This is a genomic window from Streptomyces silvisoli (genome assembly GCF_029269905.1).
Lineage (GTDB): Bacteria > Actinomycetota > Actinomycetes > Streptomycetales > Streptomycetaceae > Streptantibioticus_A > Streptantibioticus_A silvisoli_A.
This window is the reverse complement of the sequence record NZ_JARJBC010000010.1, coordinates 55,179-73,399: the sequence shown is the minus strand read 5'-3', so window position 1 is coordinate 73,399 and position 18,221 is coordinate 55,179. Positions and strand designations below refer to the sequence as shown.

The 18,221-nt window shown below is 71.8% G+C and carries 16 protein-coding genes; 5 read left to right on the top strand and 11 right to left on the bottom strand.

Translation table 11 applies throughout. The features are described 5' to 3' along the window. Nucleotides 1–6: 6 nt before the first annotated feature. The 3 genes from P3G67_RS17750 to P3G67_RS17740 all read right to left on the bottom strand — a co-directional run bounded on the left by P3G67_RS17750 (nucleotide 7) and on the right by P3G67_RS17740 (nucleotide 3,480). Nucleotides 7–1,230, bottom strand: coding sequence for an alpha/beta fold hydrolase (locus P3G67_RS17750; protein WP_276094319.1), 1,224 nt, complete (start codon nucleotides 1,228–1,230; stop codon nucleotides 7–9). Then, entirely contained in the window at nucleotides 1,227–2,447 is a 1,221-nt protein-coding gene (alr, locus tag P3G67_RS17745) for an alanine racemase (protein ID WP_276094318.1), read from the bottom strand. The genes P3G67_RS17750 and alr overlap by 4 nt, the downstream gene beginning before the upstream one ends. A gap of 91 nt (nucleotides 2,448–2,538) precedes the next feature. After that, nucleotides 2,539–3,480 (bottom strand): L,D-transpeptidase, encoded by a 942-nt coding sequence (locus P3G67_RS17740; RefSeq protein WP_269853707.1) that lies wholly within the window; start codon nucleotides 3,478–3,480, stop codon nucleotides 2,539–2,541. A 185-nt stretch (nucleotides 3,481–3,665) separates the two neighbouring features. Between P3G67_RS17740 and glmS the strand changes: the two genes are divergently transcribed. The 4 genes from glmS (at nucleotide 3,666) to coaA (ending at nucleotide 8,733) form a co-directional block, all read left to right on the top strand. After that, nucleotides 3,666–5,513 (top strand): glutamine--fructose-6-phosphate transaminase (isomerizing), encoded by a 1,848-nt coding sequence (gene glmS / locus P3G67_RS17735; protein ID WP_269853708.1) that lies wholly within the window; start codon nucleotides 3,666–3,668, stop codon nucleotides 5,511–5,513. 7 nt (nucleotides 5,514–5,520) lie between these two features. Continuing rightward, nucleotides 5,521–5,889 carry a holo-ACP synthase gene (locus P3G67_RS17730; RefSeq protein ID WP_276094317.1) on the top strand — a complete coding sequence of 123 codons (369 nt, stop codon included), beginning with the start codon at nucleotides 5,521–5,523 and terminating at the stop codon, nucleotides 5,887–5,889. Between the two features lie 391 nt (nucleotides 5,890–6,280). Next, nucleotides 6,281–7,720, top strand: a complete 1,440-nt coding sequence (locus tag P3G67_RS17725) for an NAD(P)H-hydrate dehydratase (RefSeq protein WP_276094316.1) — start codon at nucleotides 6,281–6,283, stop codon at nucleotides 7,718–7,720. 23 nt (nucleotides 7,721–7,743) lie between these two features. Beyond that, nucleotides 7,744–8,733 (top strand): type I pantothenate kinase, encoded by a 990-nt coding sequence (gene coaA / locus P3G67_RS17720; protein ID WP_276094315.1) that lies wholly within the window; start codon nucleotides 7,744–7,746, stop codon nucleotides 8,731–8,733. A gap of 44 nt (nucleotides 8,734–8,777) precedes the next feature. Here coaA and glmM read toward each other — a convergent pair whose 3' ends face one another. The 5 genes from glmM to P3G67_RS17695 all read right to left on the bottom strand — a co-directional run bounded on the left by glmM (nucleotide 8,778) and on the right by P3G67_RS17695 (nucleotide 14,450). Continuing rightward, a complete protein-coding gene (glmM, locus tag P3G67_RS17715) occupies nucleotides 8,778–10,136 on the bottom strand; it encodes a phosphoglucosamine mutase (protein WP_276094314.1) in 1,359 nt (452 codons plus the stop codon). Between the two features lie 129 nt (nucleotides 10,137–10,265). Then, nucleotides 10,266–10,778, bottom strand: a complete 513-nt coding sequence (gene rpsI, locus P3G67_RS17710) for a 30S ribosomal protein S9 (RefSeq protein ID WP_276094313.1) — start codon at nucleotides 10,776–10,778, stop codon at nucleotides 10,266–10,268. Nucleotides 10,779–10,820: 42 nt separating this feature from the next. Continuing rightward, nucleotides 10,821–11,267 (bottom strand): 50S ribosomal protein L13, encoded by a 447-nt coding sequence (gene rplM, locus P3G67_RS17705; protein ID WP_276094312.1) that lies wholly within the window; start codon nucleotides 11,265–11,267, stop codon nucleotides 10,821–10,823. Between the two features lie 209 nt (nucleotides 11,268–11,476). After that, nucleotides 11,477–12,658: a glycosyltransferase family 87 protein gene (locus P3G67_RS17700; RefSeq protein ID WP_276094311.1), complete on the bottom strand. Its 1,182-nt coding sequence runs from the start codon at nucleotides 12,656–12,658 to the stop codon at nucleotides 11,477–11,479. 172 nt (nucleotides 12,659–12,830) lie between these two features. Next, nucleotides 12,831–14,450 carry an ABC-F family ATP-binding cassette domain-containing protein gene (locus tag P3G67_RS17695; RefSeq protein ID WP_276094310.1) on the bottom strand — a complete coding sequence of 540 codons (1,620 nt, stop codon included), beginning with the start codon at nucleotides 14,448–14,450 and terminating at the stop codon, nucleotides 12,831–12,833. Between the two features lie 88 nt (nucleotides 14,451–14,538). Between P3G67_RS17695 and P3G67_RS17690 the strand changes: the two genes are divergently transcribed. Continuing rightward, nucleotides 14,539–15,462, top strand: coding sequence for a hypothetical protein (locus P3G67_RS17690; RefSeq protein WP_276094309.1), 924 nt, complete (start codon nucleotides 14,539–14,541; stop codon nucleotides 15,460–15,462). 39 nt (nucleotides 15,463–15,501) lie between these two features. On the opposite strand, the gene truA is transcribed toward P3G67_RS17690, so the two are convergent. From truA to P3G67_RS17675, 3 genes are all read right to left on the bottom strand, one after another. Continuing rightward, the gene (gene truA / locus P3G67_RS17685) at nucleotides 15,502–16,344 is read right to left on the bottom strand and encodes a tRNA pseudouridine(38-40) synthase TruA (protein WP_269853718.1); all 843 of its coding nucleotides are present in this window, start codon (nucleotides 16,342–16,344) and stop codon (nucleotides 15,502–15,504) included. A 78-nt stretch (nucleotides 16,345–16,422) separates the two neighbouring features. Further along, entirely contained in the window at nucleotides 16,423–16,914 is a 492-nt protein-coding gene (gene rplQ, locus P3G67_RS17680; RefSeq protein ID WP_269853719.1) for a 50S ribosomal protein L17, read from the bottom strand. Nucleotides 16,915–17,109: 195 nt separating this feature from the next. After that, a complete protein-coding gene (locus P3G67_RS17675) occupies nucleotides 17,110–18,129 on the bottom strand; it encodes a DNA-directed RNA polymerase subunit alpha (protein WP_269853720.1) in 1,020 nt (339 codons plus the stop codon). Nucleotides 18,130–18,221 lie beyond the last annotated feature (92 nt).

The window sequence follows — 18,221 nt, the reverse complement described above, 5'->3', positions numbered from 1 at the left end:
GCGCCGCTACGCCCGAGCGGCCTGCGTCACCTCATGGCCGGAGGCCAGCTCGCGCACCGCGTCCGGCAGCGGCGCCCGTACCGCGTCCGCGGCGCGCGCCAGCAGCGCGGCGAGATGGGCGTTGACCACCTCCGGGTGCTCCAGCATCACCAGGTGACCCGCGGCGGGAACGACGACGAGTTCGGCGCTCGGCAGCCGCTCGGCGATCGCCGCACTGTGGTCGCTGGGCGTCAGCAGGTCCTTGTCGCCCGCCATCACCAGCGCCGGACGGCCGTCCAGGACGACCAGCGACTCCGCCTTCTCGTGCTCGGTGAACGCCGGATAGAACTCGGCGACCACGTCGATAGGCGTTGACTCGATCATGCGCTCGGCGAGCCGGGCGACCGCCGGGTCGACTTCCGAGCCGAACGAGTAGCGCTTGACGATCCCGGCGAACAGGTCGGCGGTGGCCCGCCTACCGCGCTCGACCAGCGTCGCCTGGCTGCCCAGCGCCCTCAGCACGCTCGGCGCCAGCACACGGAACGCCCGGGCGCCCATCGCGGGCAGTCCCAGCGACACCGCCGACAGCTTGCCCGCCGAGGTGCCCACGAAGAACACGCCCGCGACGCGCTCCCGCACCAGTTCCGGGAACTGCGCGGCGAACGCCATCACCGTCATGCCGCCCATCGAGTGCCCGGCCAGCACCAGCGGCCCCTCGGGCGCGGCGGCGTCGATCACCGCCCTGAGATCACGGCCGAGCTGGTCGATGGTGGCGGGCTCGCCGTCCAGCTGGGCGTGCCCGCGCGCGGAGCGGCCGTGGCTGCGCTGGTCCCAGTAGACCGCCCGGACCTTGCCGCGCAGCGCCAGCCGCTGGAAGTGCCAGGCGTCCTGGCTCAGGCAGTAGCCGTGGCTGAAGACGACGGTCAGCGGCGCGGTCCCGTTGCGGCGGAACAGGCCCGGCCGCCCGCGCCCGTCCGGCTCGGGCTCCTCGACCTCGTAGCGCAGCGCGGTGCCGTCCTCGGCGTACGCCACGCCCGGGGTGCCGCGCAGCGTGCCGAACGGGCCGGTGGCGTCCAGCGCGAGGCGCGCCTTGCTGCGTATGGCACGGCCCACGGTCATCCGCTCTATGGCGACGCCTGCGGCGGCGCCCGCCGCGAGCACCCCGATCGCCGCGCCGACCAGCCCGGCGGACCTGCCCGCGGACTTCAGCCCACCACCACTGCCACTGCCACTGCCACTGCTGTCAGTCATCGTGGATCAGATACCCCCGTGACGGCCTGGCTCCCACTTCCGTCGTCATCCGTGTGCAGATGGACCCGCGGCACCCGCGCGCCGATCCGGGTGACGATCTCGTACGCGATGGTGCCGCACGCCCGCGCCCAGTCCTCGACCGTCGGCTCGCCCTGGTCGCCCGGCCCGAACAGCACCGCCGGATCGCCCACCTGGGCGCTGTCGCCGCCGAGGTCCACCACGAACTGGTCCATGGCGACCCGCCCGGCCACCGTGCGCCACTTGCCCGCGACCAGCACCGGACCGGTGTTGGAGGCGTGCCGCGGAATGCCGTCCGCGTAACCGGCCGGAACCAGCGCCAAGGTGGTCTCCCCCGGCGTGGTGTACAGGTGGCCGTAGCTGACGCCGTGGTCGCCCGGCACCCGCTTGACCTGGGCCAGCCGGGCCCGCAGCGTCATCACCGGACGCAGCCCGAAGTCCGCCGGCGCGCCGACCTGCGGCACCGGCGAGACGCCGTACATCGCGATACCGGTGCGCACCAGGTCCAAGTGCGTCTCCGGAAGGGTCAGCGTGGCGGGCGAGTTGGCGATGTGCCGCACCTCGGGCTCCAGGCCCGCCGCCCGCGCGGCCTCCAACGCCTCGTGGAAAACGGAGAGTTGGGCGGCGATCGACGGGTGGCCCGGCTCGTCCGCGCAGGCGAAGTGCGACCAGATGCCGGTGACCTTGGCCAGCCCGGCGGCTTCCGCGGCGCGGGCGGCGGCCACCAACTCCGGCCAGTCCGCGGGCTGGCAGCCGTTGCGGCCCAGGCCGGTGTCCGACTTCAGCTGGATACGTGCCGGACGCCCGGCGGCGCGGGCGGCGGCGGTCGCCTCGCGCAGCGCCCACATGCCGCTGACCGACACGTCGACATCCGCCTCGATCGCCTCCCGCCACGGCCCGCCCGGGGTCCACAGCCAGCACAGCATCCGGCCGTCCACCCCGGCGGCGCGCAGGTCCAGCGCCTCCTGCGGGGTGGCGGTGCCGATCCAGGACGCACCGGCCGCGCGGGCCGCCCGGGCACAGGCCAACGCGCCGTGCCCGTATCCGTCGGCCTTCACCACGGCCATCAGGGCGGCCCCGCCTATACGGGCGCGCAGCGCCGCCACATTGGCCCGCAGCGCGGCGAGGTCGACCTCGGCCCACACCCGCAGGGCCGTGCCGGGGGCCGAGTGCTCGTCCTCATCAAGTGCAGCGTTCATCCCCGTCAGTGTCTCAGGCGGGGCGCCGCTCGTGCCTATGGCATTCGCCTCACCCCCGGGCGGGAACCGTTCGGGGGCGGCGCGACGGTGGCTAGTCGTCGTCATTGTTCATTTGCCTGACCCCCCAGACATAGACCCGGTCGCCCTGCTGGAGGATGTCCCACGCCTCCTGCGCGTCCCGCATCCGCAGGTTCACACAGCCGTACGAGCCGTCCGGGCCGTAGACGTCCCCGATGATCCCGTGCAGCGCCTGGCCGCCGGAGAAGAACTGGGCGAAGGGCATCGGGGTGTGGTAGATCGTCGACACGTGGTCGCGGTGCCGCCAGTAGATGCTGTGCATGCCGTTGCGGGTGCGGTAGCCGGGCAGGCCGGTGCGCACCGGCACCGGGCCGAAGACGATCTCGTCGCCGTTCTGGATCCACAGCTCCTGGTTGTCCTGGTCCACACAGGCGATCCGGAACGGGCCGGTCGGGCAGGCCCAGCGGGCGCTCGACTTGATCAGCGCCTTCCGGTCCATCGCCCGGGTGCGCACCGAGTCGCGCATCATGCCCCAGGTGACCGGACCGGCGAAGCCGATCGCCGGACGGATGCCGTGCGCCCGCTGGTAGCCGCGGATCGCCCGGCAGGTGGCCCGGCTCTGCCGGTTGCGCACCAGCAGGCGCAGGAAGCGGGTGATCTGCCGCTGGTACGGCCCGGCGTGCGGCGAGCAGTACCGCCGCGCCCCCTTGGCCCGCACCACGGCCGCGTCCTCGCGCGGCACGTACTCGGTGAGCCGGGCCGCCCGGATCTGCGCGGCGGTCAGCGCCGGCCGACGGTGCCGGGCGGGGGTGCGGCCGTAGACGATCCGCTGCGTGTACGTCTCGTCCGGCGTCACCGCCACCCCGCGCGGCAGCGGTACGCCCGGCACCAGCCGGTACAGCGGCACCCGCGGGTCTCCTGATCTGCCGCCCGCCGCGGCGGTGCCGCCGCCGAGCAGCAGGGGCAGCACCGTGACCGCCGTCAGCAGCCCCGCCCAGACTCGCAACCTCACCACACCAGCCATCGCACCGGCCTTTCGTCAGCCGCGGCGGACCCGCCGCGCACCGGAGTAGGACGGCATCAGTCGTACGACAATCGCACTTCACTCCCCGGTACCCTCGCCGTACGCCCCGGCGTGGTCCACTCGGGTGGCCGACGCCGTCGTCCACCCGCTCACCGGGCCCCCCTAAGCTGACCCCCATGTGCGGAATCGTGGGTTACGTGGGCGCCCAGAACGCCCTCGACGTTGTCATCACCGGGCTCAAGCGGCTGGAGTACCGCGGCTATGACTCGGCCGGGGTCGCGGTGCTGGCCGACGGCGGGCTGGCCGCCGCCAAGAAGGCGGGCAAACTGGCCAACCTGGAGAAGGAGCTGGCCGACCGTCCGCTGCCCACCGGCACCACCGGCATCGGCCACACCCGCTGGGCCACCCACGGCGCTCCCAACGACGCCAACGCCCACCCGCACCTGGACAACGCCGGACGGGTCGCCGTCGTACACAACGGCATCATCGAGAACTTCGCGGAACTGCGCGCCGAACTCGTCGAGCGCGGCCACGAGTTGCTCTCCGAGACCGACACCGAGGTGGTCTCCCACCTGCTCGCCGAGGCGTACTCCTCGGCCGGTGACCTCGCCGAGGCGATGCGCCAGGTGTGCCGCCGCCTGGAGGGCGCGTTCACCCTGGTGTCGGTGAGCGCCGACGCGCCCGACGTGGTGGTCGCGGCGCGCCGCAACTCGCCGCTGGTGGTGGGCCTCGGCGACGGCGAGAACTTCCTCGCCTCCGACGTGGCCGCGTTCATCGCGTACACCCGCGACGCCATGGAACTCGGCCAGGACCAGGTGGTCGAGCTGCGCCGGGACGGCGTCACCGTCACCGGCTTCGACGGCAACCCGGGCACCTACCGCGAGTACCACGTGGACTGGGACGCCTCCGCCGCCGAGAAGGCGGGCTACGACTACTTCATGCTCAAGGAGATCGCCGAGCAGCCCAAGGCGGTCGCCGACACCCTGCTCGGCCGGATCGACGCCAGCGGTCGGCTCACCCTGGACGAGGTCAGGATCGACGCGCACGCGCTGCGCGAGATCGACAAGATCGTGATCGTGGCCTGCGGGACGGCGTTCCACGCCGGGATGATCGCCAAGTACGCGATCGAGCACTGGACCCGGATCCCCTGCGAGACCGAACTCGCCAGCGAGTTCCGGTACCGGGACCCGATCCTCGACCCGCGCACCCTGGTCGTCGCGATCAGCCAGTCCGGCGAGACCATGGACACGCTGATGGCGCTGCGGCACGCCCGCGAGCAGGGCTCGAAGGTGCTGGCCATCTGCAACACCAACGGGTCCACGATTCCCCGCGAGTCGGACGCGGTGCTCTACACCCACGCCGGACCGGAGGTCGCGGTCGCCTCCACCAAGGCGTTCCTGACCCAGCTGGTGGCCTGCTACCTGGTGGCGCTGTACCTGGGGCAGGTGCGCGGCACCAAGTGGGGCGACGAGGTCTCCTCCGTGGTGCGCGAACTGTCCGACATCGCCAAGCAGGTCGACCAGGTCCTGGAGACCATGGAGCCGGTGCGGGAGCTGGCGCGCTCCCTGAAGGACAAGAACACGGTGCTGTTCCTGGGCCGCCACGTCGGCTACCCGGTCGCGCTGGAAGGCGCGTTGAAGCTCAAGGAACTCGCCTACATGCACGCGGAGGGCTTCGCCGCGGGCGAGTTGAAGCACGGGCCGATCGCGCTGGTCGAGGACGACCTGCCGGTCGTGGTGGTGGTTCCGTCGCCGCGCGGGCGGTCGGTGCTGCACGACAAGATCGTCTCCAACATCCAGGAGATCAGGGCGCGTGGCGCGCGGACCATCGTCATCGCCGAGGAGGGCGACGAGACGGTCGTCCCGTACGCCGACCACCTGATCCGCATCCCGGCCACCCCGACACTCCTTCAACCGCTCGTGGCCACCGTGCCGTTGCAGGTCTTCGCCTGCGAGTTGGCGACGGCCCGCGGCAACGAGGTCGACCAGCCGCGGAACCTGGCGAAGTCCGTCACGGTGGAGTGAGCGGCCGATGATCATCGGGGTGGGCATCGACGTCGCCGAAATCGCCCGGTTCCAGGCCGCGTTGGAGCGGACGCCGAGCATGGTGGAGCGGCTGTTCAACGACGAGGAGCTGTACCTGCCGGACGGCGAGCGACGCGGCATCGCGTCGCTCGCCGCCCGGTTCGCCGCGAAGGAGGCGGTGGCGAAGGCACTCGGCGCGCCGGGCGGCCTGCACTGGCGTGACGCCACCGTGGTGACCGAGGACTCGGGCCGCCCCCGACTCACCGTCACCGGCACGGTGGCGGCCCGCGCCACGGAACTGGGCGTACGGAGCTGGCACGTCTCGCTGAGCCACGACGCGGGCGTAGCGTCCGCGGTGGTAGTCGCAGAAGGCTGAGCACGCCGGGGGGCCGCCGCCCGGACATCCCACCCCCCCTTCCGCGAGCCGCCGCACTACCACCGCCAGACGGAATGCGAACCCCAGACAACCAGAAAAGGACCCAAAAGGAATCGCACCCCCCGGCCGCCGAACGACCACCGGCCCGCGAGCGCAGAGAACACCGTGAGGGGCCGGGGGCGGAGGGGTGGGGGTCCTGGACGCTGACGTGTATTTGCGGGCCGAACTTCCGGGGCACACAACGCTGGGGGCAACCGGCCCGTAAATATGCGGTCCAGGACCCCCACCCCTTCGCCCCCGGCCCCGCCCCACGAACAGACAGCGCGCGAGGTTGCCCATACGATCCCGGTAACGGGTGGGGAGGGTGGGCATCCCCCACGGAAGGAACCGCATGCGGCACGCGCACACCGTAGAGACCGTCCGAGCAGCCGAACGCACCCTCATGCCCCGGCTCCCCCCGGGCACCCTGATGCAGCGCGCCGCCGCCGGCCTCGCCGCCGCCTGCGGCGCCCTGATGCACGGCGCCTACAGCAGGCGCGTCGTCGTACTGGCCGGATCCGGCGACAACGGCGGCGACGCCCTCTACGCCGCCGCCCGCCTCGCCCGCCGCGGCGCCGGCGTCACCGCCGTACTGCTCAACCCGGACAAGGCCCACCCCGGCGGCCTGGCCGCACTGCGCCGCGCCGGCGGCCGAACCCTGGCCCCTGAAGACGCCGCCCCGGCCATCGCCGACGCCCACCTCGTCATGGACGGAATCGTCGGCATCGGCGGCAGGGGCGGGCTGCGCCCGCAGGCCGCCCAGCTCGCACGCGCCGCACGGGAGTCCCACGCCACCGTCGTCGCCGTCGACCTGCCCAGCGGCATCGACCCGGACACCGGCGAGACCCCGGGCGAAGCCGTACACGCCGACGCCACCGTCACCTTCGGCACGTACAAGCCCGGCCTGCTCATCGACCCGGCCGCGGAACACGCCGGCGCACTGCGGCTGATCGACATCGGCCTCGGCCCGTACCTCCCGGCACCCGCGCTGGAAGCGCTCCAGCACGCGGATGTGGCCGCGCTGCTCCCCTCCCCCAGCGGCGAGAGCGACAAGTACCGGCGCGGCGTGGTCGGCGTGGTCGCCGGTTCCGAGCGCTACCCGGGCGCGGCGGTACTCGCGGTGAGCGGCGCGCTGCGCGGCGGCGCGGGCGCGGTGCGGTACGTGGGGCCCGGCGCGGCGGCGGTCATCGCACGCTACCCGGAGACGCTGGTGTCCTCGGGTCCGCCGTCGAAGGCGGGCCGGGTGCAGGCCTGGGTGGTCGGACCGGGCCTCGGCGACGACCGGGCGGCCCGGCAGGCGGTGACCGAGGTGCTCGGCTCCGACGTGCCCGTGCTGGTGGACGCGGACGGGCTGCGGCTGGCCGACCGCGACCAGATCCGCCGCCGTACCGCCGCCACCGTGCTCACCCCGCACGCCGGTGAGGCGGCGGCCCTGCTCTCCGTCGACCGCGCCGACGTGGAGGCGGCCCGCCTGGCACACGTGAAGCGGCTCGCCGAGTCGTACGACGCGACAGTGCTGCTCAAGGGCTCGACCACCCTCGTCGCCGGCCAGGGCCACCCGGTGCGGGTGAACCCCACCGGAACCGCCTGGCTGTCCACCGCGGGCAGCGGCGACGTGCTGTCCGGGCTGACCGGCTCGCTGCTGGCCGCGGGCCTGGCGGCGCGCGACGCGGCGTCCGTCGGCGCCTATCTGCACGGCCTGGCCGGCCGAGAGGCCCCCGTGCCGTTCGGCGCCCACGAACTCGCCGACCGCATCCCGCGGGTGTGGCGGTCCGTGCACCCCCGAACATGAACGCCGCATTACGCGGTCGCACAATGGTTCCCGTGTCATCACCGACAACGGCCGCCCGCCGCGAGGCGACCCCCTACGTGGACCTGTCCCGCGCCGAGTGGAGCGCGCTGCGCGAGCGGACGCCGCTGCCGCTGACCGCCGAGGAGGTCGAGCGGCTGCGCGGGCTCGGCGACCTGATGGACCTGGACGAGGTACGGGACGTCTACCTGCCGCTGTCGCGGCTGCTCAACCTGTACGTCGGCGCCACGACGGAGCTGCGCGGCGCGCTGAACACGTTCCTCGGCGACGCGCGCACCGGGCACGGCGCACAGTCCGGCACGCCGTTCGTCATAGGCGTGGCGGGCAGCGTCGCGGTCGGCAAGTCGACCACCGCCCGCATCCTGAAGGCGCTGCTGGCCCGCTGGCCGGAGCATCCGCGGGTGGAACTGGTCACCACCGACGGCTTCCTGCTGCCCAACGCCGAACTGCACCGTCGCGGCCTGATGTCCCGCAAGGGGTTCCCCGAGTCGTACGACCGGCGGGCGCTCACCCGGTTCGTGGCGGACGTGAAGGCGGGCAAGGACGAGGTCAGCGCGCCGGTCTACTCGCACCTGATCTACGACATCGTGCCGGGCGAACGGCTCACCGTGCGGCGGCCCGACGTCCTGATCGTGGAGGGGCTGAACGTGCTGCAGCCCGCGCTACCGGGCAAGGACGGACTGACCCGGGTCGGTCTCGCCGACTACTTCGACTTCAGCGTGTACGTCGACGCGCGCACCGAGGACATCGAGCGGTGGTACCTGGACCGGTTCCGGATGCTGCGGCAGACCGCGTTCCAGAACCGGTTCTCGTACTTCCGCAAGTACACCGAGGTGCCGGAGGAGGAGGCGGTGGACTACGCGCGGATGCTGTGGCGCACCATCAACCGCCCCAACCTGGAACAGAACGTGGCCCCCACACGGGGCCGGGCGACGCTGATACTCCGCAAGGGCCCGGACCACAAGGTGCGGCGGTTGTCACTTCGGAAGCTCTGAGAGGGAGTTGGGGAGGCGAGCCCCCCCAACTCCCTCGAACTCACCTAGCCCAGCGTGGACTTGACCACGTCGGCCAGGCGCCCGGCGACCGCGTGCGCCTGGTCGATGTCGGCCGCCTCCACCATCACGCGGACCAGCGGCTCGGTACCGGACGGGCGCAGCAACACCCGGCCGGTGCCGCCCAGCTCACGCTCCGCCTCGGTGACCGCGGTGGTCAGCGCGGGCGTACTGGCCACCCGGGTCTTGTCCACGTCGGGCACGTTCACCAGCACCTGCGGCAGCCGCTTCATCACGCCCGCCAGCTCGGCCAGCGGGCGGCCGGTGGCGGCGACCCGGGCGGCCAGCATCAGACCGGTCAGCGTGCCGTCTCCGGTGGTGGCGTGGTCGAGGATGATGACATGGCCGGACTGCTCGCCGCCGAGCGCGAAGCCGTTCTCCTTCATCGACTCCAGCACGTAGCGGTCGCCCACCGCGGTCTGCACCAGGTCGATGCCCTCGCGCTCCATCGCCAGCTTGAAGCCGAGGTTGGACATCACGGTGCCGACGACGGTGTTCTTGCGCAGCGCGCCGGACTCCCGCATCGCCAGCGCCAGTACCGCGAGGATCTGGTCGCCGTCGACCTCCTCGCCCTTGGCGTCCACCGCCAGGCAGCGGTCGGCGTCCCCGTCGTGCGCCACGCCCAGGTCCGCGCCGTGCTCCACGACGGCGGCGCGCAGCTTCTCGATGTGGGTGGAGCCGCACTGCGCGTTGATGTTGAGGCCGTCGGGGTCGGTCCCGATGGTGACCACCTCGGCGCCGGCCCGGGCGAACGCCTCCGGGGAGACCCGGGCGGCGGCGCCGTGCGCCCCGTCGATGACGATCTTGAGCCCGTCGAGGCGGTTGGGCAGCACGCCGATCAGGTGGGCGACGTAGTTGTCGAAGCCCTCGTCGTAGTCCCGCACCCGGCCCACTCCGGCGCCGGTCGGACGGTTCCACGGCTGACCGGCGGAGTGCCCGCGGTAGGTCTCCTCGATCCGGTCCTCCAGCTCGTCGGCGAGCTTGTGGCCGCCGCGGGCGAAGAACTTGATGCCGTTGTCCGGCATCGGGTTGTGGCTGGCGGACAGCATGACCCCGAGGTCGGCGCCCAGCGCACCGGTGAGATACGCCACCGCCGGGGTGGGCAGCACACCGACCCGCAGCACGTCCACGCCCGCGCTGGCCAGGCCCGCCACGACGGCGGCCTCCAGGAACTCACCAGAGGCGCGCGGATCGCGCCCGACGACGGCCACCGGCCGATGATCGTCGAACGTGCCGGCCTCACCGAGCACATGCGCCGCGGCGACCGACAGACCGAGCGCCAGCTCGGCGGTCAGGTCGGCGTTGGCGACACCGCGGACTCCGTCCGTACCGAAGAGTCGTCCCACTGTGCTTCCTCCGAGAAATTGGGGGTCTGGGTGACTTGTCCCCCAGGAAATGCGGTCCCAAAAAGCACCGGTTAAGCGAACGCCCCGGAGGCGCACAAAGTGCCTCCGGGGCGTATCGACAAGGCGTGATCAGCGCTTGCTGTACTGCGGCGCCTTGCGGGCCTTCTTCAGACCGGCCTTCTTGCGCTCGATCTCACGAGCGTCACGGGTCAGGAAGCCAGCCTTCTTGAGGGTCGGACGGTTGTTGTCGACGTCCGCCTCGTTCAGGGCGCGGGCGACACCCAGGCGCAGCGCACCGGCCTGGCCGGAGATGCCGCCGCCGCTGATGCGCGCGACGACGTCGTAACGGTTGTCCAGCTCAAGAACCTTGAACGGCTCGTTGACTTCCTGCTGGTGCACCTTGTTGGGGAAGTACTCCTCCAGGGTGCGGCCGTTGATCTTCCACTTGCCGGAGCCCGGCACGATGCGGACGCGGGCGACGGAGCGCTTGCGGCGGCCGGTGCCGGCGGCCGGCTGCGGCTCGCCGAAGCGGGACGCCATGGACTCGGAGGTGTACTCCTCCAGGCCCGCGACGGTCTCGGTGGTGTACTCGCCTGCGAACTCGTCCTCGGCCAGCGGGGCCTCAGGGGTGGTCTCAGCCACGATTCTCCTCAGATGCTTTCTCTAGTCGATGGTGGCTGGGACTCAGCCCTGCGAAATCTGGGTGATCTCGAACGGCACCGGCTGCTGAGCGCCGTGCGGGTGCTGGTCGCCCGAGTACACCTTCAGCTTGGACAGCATCTGGCGGCCCAGGGTGTTCTTCGGCAGCATGCCCTTGACGGCCTTCTCGATGGCCTTCTCCGGGTTCTTCTCCAGCAGCTCGTCGTAGCGGACGGAGCGCAGACCACCCGGGTAGCCGGAGTGGCGGTAGGCCATCTTCTGGGTCCGCTTGTTGCCGGACAGGTGCACCTTGTCGGCGTTGACGATGATGACGAAGTCACCAGTGTCGACGTGAGGCGCGTACACCGGCTTGTGCTTGCCCCTCAGGAGGGACGCGGCCGTGGAGGCCAGACGGCCCAGGACAACGTCCTGCGCGTCAATGACGTGCCACTGGCGCTGGACATCGCCGGGCTTGGGGCTGTACGTACGCACGGTCGTAGCCTTCGCTTCTTCAGTGAGTGGGTCCTGACAAGACCACCCGGACGATCACGACAGCCCTGGCGACACACGGTTGACGCATACCGTGTGCCTCCGCTGGTCATCGGCCCGGTGGACCGGCGTAACGGCCTCTCACGTGAGAACGAGCAAGCCAATACGCATAAATTTCGAATCTGAAGCGTACCCGGGCATCGCCGCACAGGTCAAAACGCTGCCCGGGACCCCGCCGTCCGGGCCTCCGCGGCCCCGCCCTGCTCGGGCACCAGCACCCGCCGACCGCGCAGGCAGCGCCAGGCCAGCACGGCCGCCAGGCCGCACAGCATCGCCGCGTCCTTGAAGGCCCGCCGGGTCACCGGCACCAGCAGCGGCCACTGGATCACCGGCACCTGCGGCACCAGCGCCAGCCAGAACCACGGCGTGCGCACCACCGAGTCCGGCACCACCGCCGAGGCCAGCAGGGTGGGCAGTACGACCAGCGCGTAGTGCTCGAACGACGGGCGGGAGACGAGGAAGGCGCTGAGCATCAGCATCGCACCGGTCTCCACCAGCCGTAGCCGCTCGGCCCGGCTGGTACCGCCGATCCCGGCACCGGACCAGCGCCGCCAGGCGCACCACACCCCGGCTCCGGCCGCAGCCACGGCGACCAGCAGCGCCACGTCCTGCGGCACGCCCAGCCGGGGCAGCACGGCGACCAGCGACGCGTCGAAGGGGCGGGCGAACTGGTCCTGGCCGTGCAGCAGGAAGGGCAGGGTGCGGGAGAAGAAGAAGGTGGGGTTCGGCATGGCGGCCGCCGCCGCGGCCGAGGCCACCGCGGGGATGGCCGCGGCGAGGGCGAACGCCCGCGGGCGGCGGGCGAACAGGAACAGCAGGGCGAACGGGATGAGCATCGGCTTGAGCGCGATCGCCACCCCGACCACCGCACCGGCCACGGTCCACCGCGAGCGGGTGATCAGCAGCAGTGCGCAGGGCAGGGCGGCGGCGCAGGCGGCCGTCCAGTTGCCGAGCAGCACCAGGCTGCGGAAGGGCGCGAAGAACGCGAGGCCCGCGCCGACCAGCACGCCGAGGCGGCTGCGGCCCGGCACGTCGAACACGCGCAGGGCGCACCACCAGCCGGCGAGCACGAGTGCCGTGGTGACGGCCGGGACCAGGGCGCGCAGCAGGACGGCGGGGAGCAGCGCCTCGGGGACGGCGGCGAGCACGCTGCTGGGCAGGTAGAGGAAGCGGCGGTCGGAGTAGGGCGAGCCGCCGTCGAGGAAGCTGTGGGCGGCTCTGACGACGAAGGCGTTGTCCATGCCGTCGGTGCCGCCGCGTCGGTAGGCCTCGAAGATCACGACCAGGAGCAGGACGGCGGTGGCGGCCTGCATCGGCCGTGAGGCGCGTTGCACCAGCCAGACCGTAACACCTGGTTCTTCCGATTTGCCCGAATTCACACGTCGCATGCTAAGACGCCACCGGGCTTGCCGGTGCCGTCCAACACGCAGCAACCACCGCGGGCCCGCGGCCGGCCCCGGGGCCGCGGTCGGCTCGGCACCGCCGGTCCCCGCCGCGGCGGTTCCTCTACCGGTCCCGGGCCACCCGGCGCTCGTCCCATACGGGGTGCGGGGCCTCCCGGACCGTGCCGTCGGCAGCGAAGATCAGGAAGCGGTCGAAGGAGCGGGCGAACCAGCGGTCATGGGTGACCGCGAGCACCGTGCCGGAATAGCTCTCCAGGCCCGCCTGGAGAGCGTCCGCGCTCTCCAGGTCCAGGTTGTCCGTCGGCTCGTCCAACAGCAGCGCGGTCGTCCCCGCCAGCTCCAGCAACAGGATCTGGAACCGGGCCTGCTGCCCGCCCGAGAGGTCCTCGAAGCGCTGGTCCCCCTGCCGCTCCAACTCGTACCGGCGCAGCGCGCTCATCGCCTTGCCCCGGTCCCGGGCGTGCTCGGTCCACAGGATGTCCACCAGCGTGCGGCCCAGCAGCTCGGGATGGGCGTGCGTCTGCGCGAAGTGCCCTGGCACCACCCGCGCCCCCAACCGCCACTCACCGGTGTGCTCGACCTCCTCACCCGCGAGCAGCCGCAGGAAGTGCGACTTGCCGGAACCGTTGGAGCCGAGCACCGCCACCCGTTCCCCGTAGAAGACCTCCAGGTCGAACGGCTTCATCAGGCCGGTGAGCCCGAGCCCCTTGGCGGTCAGCGCCCGCACCCCGGTACGGCCGCCCGCCAGCCGCATGGAGATCCGCTGCTCGCGCGGCGGCTCCTGCGGCGGCCCGGCGTCCTCGAACTTCTTCAGCCGGGTCTGCGCGGCGTGGTACCGCGACGCCATGTCCGCACTGTTGGCCGCCTGTTGGCGCAGCCTGAGCACCAACGCCCTTAGCCTGCCGTGCTCCTCCTCCCAGCGCCTGCGCAACTCCTCGAAGCGGGCGAACCGTTCCCTGCGCGCCTCGTGGTAGGTGGCGAAGCCGCCACCGTGCACCCACACGTCACTGCCCGCCGGACCCGGCTCAACGCTGATGATCTTCTGCGCCGAGCGGGCCAGCAACTCCCGGTCGTGGCTGACGAACAGGACCGTCTTGCGGGTCTGCGCCAACTGCTCCTCAAGCCAGCGCTTGCCCGGCACGTCCAGGTAGTTGTCCGGCTCGTCGAGCAGCAGCACCTCGTCCCCGCCGCGCAGCAGCGCCTCCAGCACCAGGCGCTTCTGCTCGCCGCCGGACAGCGTGCGCACCTCCCGCCACTGCGCCCGCTCGTACGGCACACCGAGCGCCGCCGTGGTGCACATGTCCCACAGCGTCTCGGCCTCGTAGCCCCCGGCCTCCGCCCAGTCGCTGAGCGCCTGCGCGTACGCGAGCTGCGCGGGCTCGTCGTCCTGCGCCATGATCGCCAGCTCGGCGGAGTCCACCGCCGCCGCGGCCAGCCGGATGCGCGGCGCAGCGACGGAGACCAGTAGATCGCGCACCGTACGGTCGTCCCGTACCGAGCCGACGAACTGCGGCATCACGCCGAGGCCGCCGCTGACCGTCACCGTGCCGCCGTGCGGCGCCAGTTCACCCGCGATCAGCCGCAACAGCGTGGTCTTCCCCGCACCGTTGGCCCCCACCAGCGCGACCGCGGCGCCCTCGCCGACCCGGAAGGAGACATCGCCGAGCAACACCCGGCCGTCCGGCAGGTAGTACTCGAGGTGTGCGGCGTCCACATGGCCCATGGCGCGATTCTCACCCGTCGACGCCGCCCGCCCAAAGCGGTTTTCACCCGGGTCCCAAGGACTAATCGCAGCTAATAGGATGCGCGCCATGACGGAAGGGCCTTCGCAGCCGCAGCACCCCGGTCCCGACGAGGGGGGTACCCCCCATGCCTTCGGCCAGGGGTACGGATACCCCGGACCCGGCTCCCAGCAGTCCTTCGGCCCCGCCTACGGCTACCCACCCCGACAACCGCAACCGCAACCACAGCGACCGCAGGAACCGGACTGGTCGGCGCTCGCGGAGCGTACCGAGGCCGGCAACCGGCGCCGCAGGCTGCTGCTCATAGGCGGCGGTGTGCTCGGTGCCGCGGCGATAGCGGGCATCGTCGCCACCGCCGTCATCGCCACCGGCCACCACGGCCAGCCGCGGCCGGGCCCCAGCGGACAGGCCACCGGCAGCGCCCAGCCGACGCCCACCACCAGCTTCCCGGCGATCACCCCGCCGCCTCCGCCGAACCCGCTGGCCGTCATCTCAGACGCCCGCAAGGACACCGCGCCGATCACCCCGGACAGCCTCTTCCCCGGCGCCAGGGTGACCGTGCAGGGCCGCACCTACGCCAAGGCCACCACCGGCTCCACCAACAGCTGCGCCGGCGCCGCGGCGGGCGGCCTGGGCACCGCCCTGGCCGACAACGGCTGCCGCAAGCTGCTGCGCGCCACCTACACCAGGGGCGGGGTGGCGGTCACCGTCGGCGTCGCCGTCTTCGACACCAAGTCAGCCGCGGACGCCGCCAAGAACCAGGCGCAGGGCTATGTGCTACCGCTGTCCGGCGGCGGCGTGGGCACGTTCTGCCACGCCGCGGCCTGCCGGATGAGCACCAACTCCATCGGCCGCTACGCCTACTTCACCATCGCGGGCCTGGCCAACGGCGGTTCGCTGACCGCCGACGACACCCAGGGCCTCCAGTCGGGCAACGACATCGCGACGTTCGTGTTCAACGAAATCGTCCAACGGGGCAACGCCCAACGCTAGTTCGGGATCCCCCGGACAACGGAGCCTTCCGCTGCCAGCTCAGCAACCGGGCAGCGTCCGCTTGTTGCGCGCCTCGGCGGCTCGCTCGGCCAGCAACTCGTCGGCCGGATAACCGACTTCCTCCAGCGTCAGGCCGTGCGGCCGCACCACGTTGACCGCCGAGTGCCGCACCCGACCGGCCAGCACCTCACCGGGGAAGCCCACCGGCCGGTGCCCGTCGCCGACCAACAGCATCGCGCCGACCAGCGCCCGCACCATGTTGTGGCAGAAGGCGTCCGCCCGTACCGTCGCCACCGCCAGGCCGTCCGCGGTGCGCTCCCAGTGCAGTTCGAGCAGCCTGCGGATGGTGGTGGCGCCCTCGCGCTTCTTGCAGTACGCGGCGAAGTCGTGCTCACCCAGCAGCAGGGTGGCCGCCTCGTTCATCAGGTTGACGTCCACCGGCCGGTCGTGCCACAGCACGTGCCCGCGCAGCAGCGGGTCCACCCCGCCGGGGTGGTCGCCCACCCGGTAGGCGTACCGCCGCCAGATCGCCGAGAAGCGCGCGTTGAACCCGGCGGGCGCCTCGCCGACCCGCCACACCCGTACGTCGTGCGGCAACCGCCCGGCCAGCCGGCGCAGCAGCTTGCCGCTCTCCCGCGCCCAGACCTCCTCGGGCAGGTCCACGTGTGCGACCTGCCCCCGGGCGTGCACCCCGGCGTCGGTGCGTCCGGCGACCGTCAGCTCCACCGGCTCCGGCAACCGAAGCACCGTGGTGATGGCCGACTCCAGCTCGCCCTGCACGGTCCGGCGGGAGCGCTGGCGCGCCCAGCCGGAGAACTCCGCGCCGTGGTACGCCAGGTCAAGCCGTACCCGTACGAAACCGGGCGCTACGTCATCGCTCACGCGGTGAATCCTCTCAAACACGCCAATCGCCGGGTGGGCTCCACTGAGCCCACCCGGCGATGGTGACGATGCCTGGCGTCAGGCCTGCTCGGCCTCGGGCTTGGCGTCCTCGACGGCCTCGGTCGCCTCAGCGGCCTCAGCCTTGGCCTCGGACTCCTTCACGGCACGCTTGGCGGCCGCCTCAGCCTCGGCAACGGTGGCCTTCTTGGCGATCTCGCCCTCGACCAGCTCGATGACCGCCATGGGCGCGTTGTCGCCACGACGGTTACCGATCTTGGTGATGCGGGTGTAGCCACCCGGACGCTCGGCGTAGCGCGGAGCGATCTCGGTGAAGAGGGTGTGCACGACGCTCTTGTCGGTGATCGTCTGCAGCACCAGGCGACGGTTGTGGATGTCGCCCTTCTTCGCCTTGGTGATCAGGCGCTCCGCGACCGGACGCAGCCGGCGCGCCTTGGCCTCGGTGGTGGTGATGCGGCCGTGCTCGAACAGCGACTTGGCGAGGTTCGCCAGCAGAAGCTTCTCGTGCGCGGCGCTGCCGCCCAGACGGGCACCCTTGGTGGGCTTCGGCATTGTTTCTCCTTCTGGCTGCACCGGCCGTACCAGGTACCGGTGTCAGGACCCGTGGGGCGGCCGCCCCACGGCAGATTTCGTGCCGGACGGGCTCATCAGAGCCCGTCCGGCGATTGAGGACGAAGCCTCACTCCGACGGACGGAGCCGGTATGTTCCGGGCGCACCCAGAACCCGGCCCCCCGGCCGGAGGCGAATCAGTACTGCTCGGTCTCGACGAAGCCCGCGTCGTCGTCGTCCGCGCCGAAGGCGTCGGCCGCGGCGGTCGGGTCGAATCCGGGCGGGCTGTCCTTGAGCGCCAGGCCCATGCCGGCCAGCTTCGCCTTGACCTCGTCGATCGACTTCGCACCGAAGTTGCGGATGTCGAGCAGGTCCGCCTCGGAGCGGGCGACGAGCTCACCCACGGAGTGGATGCCCTCGCGCTTGAGGCAGTTGTAGGAGCGGACGGTGAGCTCCAGCTCCTCGATCGGCAGCGCCAGGTCGGCGGCGAGCGCGGCGTCCGTCGGGGACGGACCCATGTCGATGCCCTCGGCGTCGACGTTCAGCTCGCGGGCCAGACCGAACAGCTCGACCAGGGTCTTACCGGCCGACGCCATGGCGTCACGCGGCCGCATGGCCTGCTTGGTCTCGACATCGACGATCAGCTTGTCGAAGTCGGTGCGCTGCTCGACACGGGTCGCCTCGACCTTGTAGGTGACCTTGAGCACCGGGCTGTAGATCGAGTCGACCGGGATCCGGCCGATCTCCTGGCCCTGCTGCTTGTTCTGGACGGCGGAGACGTAGCCGCGACCGCGCTCGACGGTCAGCTCCATCTCCAGCTTGCCCTTGCTGTTGAGCGTGGCGAGGACCAGGTCGGGGTTGTGCACCTCGACACCGGCCGGCGGCGCGATGTCGGCGGCGGTGACCAGACCCGGGCCCTGCTTGCGCAGGTACATCACGACCGGCTCGTCGTGCTCGGAGGAGACGACCAGCTGCTTGATGTTCAGGATCAGGTCGGTGACGTCCTCCTTGACGCCCGGCACGGTGGTGAACTCGTGCAGAACGCCGTCGATCCGGATCGACGTGACCGCCGCACCGGGAATCGAGGAGAGGAGCGTACGACGCAGGGAGTTGCCGAGGGTGTAGCCGAAGCCCGGCTCCAGCGGCTCGATGACGAACCGGGAGCGGTACTCGTCCACCACCTCTTCGGTCAGAGAGGGGCGCTGAGCGATCAGCATGTGTTCTTTCCTTCAGTCGTGGGCGCCCGCTATATGACGCCCGCTGTACTGACAAGGGTACGGGCGGTACGACGCACACGGCGCCGTACCGC

What these genes read in the sequence shown, in the direction of transcription:
- P3G67_RS17695 (WP_276094310.1), bottom strand. Translation starts at nt 14,450, where the DNA reads ATGGGCCATGTGGACGCCGCACACCTCGAGTACTACCTGCCGGACGGC.
- P3G67_RS17750 (WP_276094319.1), bottom strand. Translation starts at nt 1,230, where the DNA reads ATGACTGACAGCAGTGGCAGTGGCAGTGGCAGTGGTGGTGGGCTGAAG.
- coaA (WP_276094315.1), top strand. Translation starts at nt 7,744, where the DNA reads ATGGTTCCCGTGTCATCACCGACAACGGCCGCCCGCCGCGAGGCGACC.
- alr (WP_276094318.1), bottom strand. Translation starts at nt 2,447, where the DNA reads ATGAACGCTGCACTTGATGAGGACGAGCACTCGGCCCCCGGCACGGCC.
- P3G67_RS17725 (WP_276094316.1), top strand. Translation starts at nt 6,281, where the DNA reads ATGCGGCACGCGCACACCGTAGAGACCGTCCGAGCAGCCGAACGCACC.
- P3G67_RS17690 (WP_276094309.1), top strand. Translation starts at nt 14,539, where the DNA reads ATGACGGAAGGGCCTTCGCAGCCGCAGCACCCCGGTCCCGACGAGGGG.
- P3G67_RS17675 (WP_269853720.1), bottom strand. Translation starts at nt 18,129, where the DNA reads ATGCTGATCGCTCAGCGCCCCTCTCTGACCGAAGAGGTGGTGGACGAG.
- rplQ (WP_269853719.1), bottom strand. Translation starts at nt 16,914, where the DNA reads ATGCCGAAGCCCACCAAGGGTGCCCGTCTGGGCGGCAGCGCCGCGCAC.
- P3G67_RS17730 (WP_276094317.1), top strand. Translation starts at nt 5,521, where the DNA reads ATGATCATCGGGGTGGGCATCGACGTCGCCGAAATCGCCCGGTTCCAG.
- glmS (WP_269853708.1), top strand. Translation starts at nt 3,666, where the DNA reads ATGTGCGGAATCGTGGGTTACGTGGGCGCCCAGAACGCCCTCGACGTT.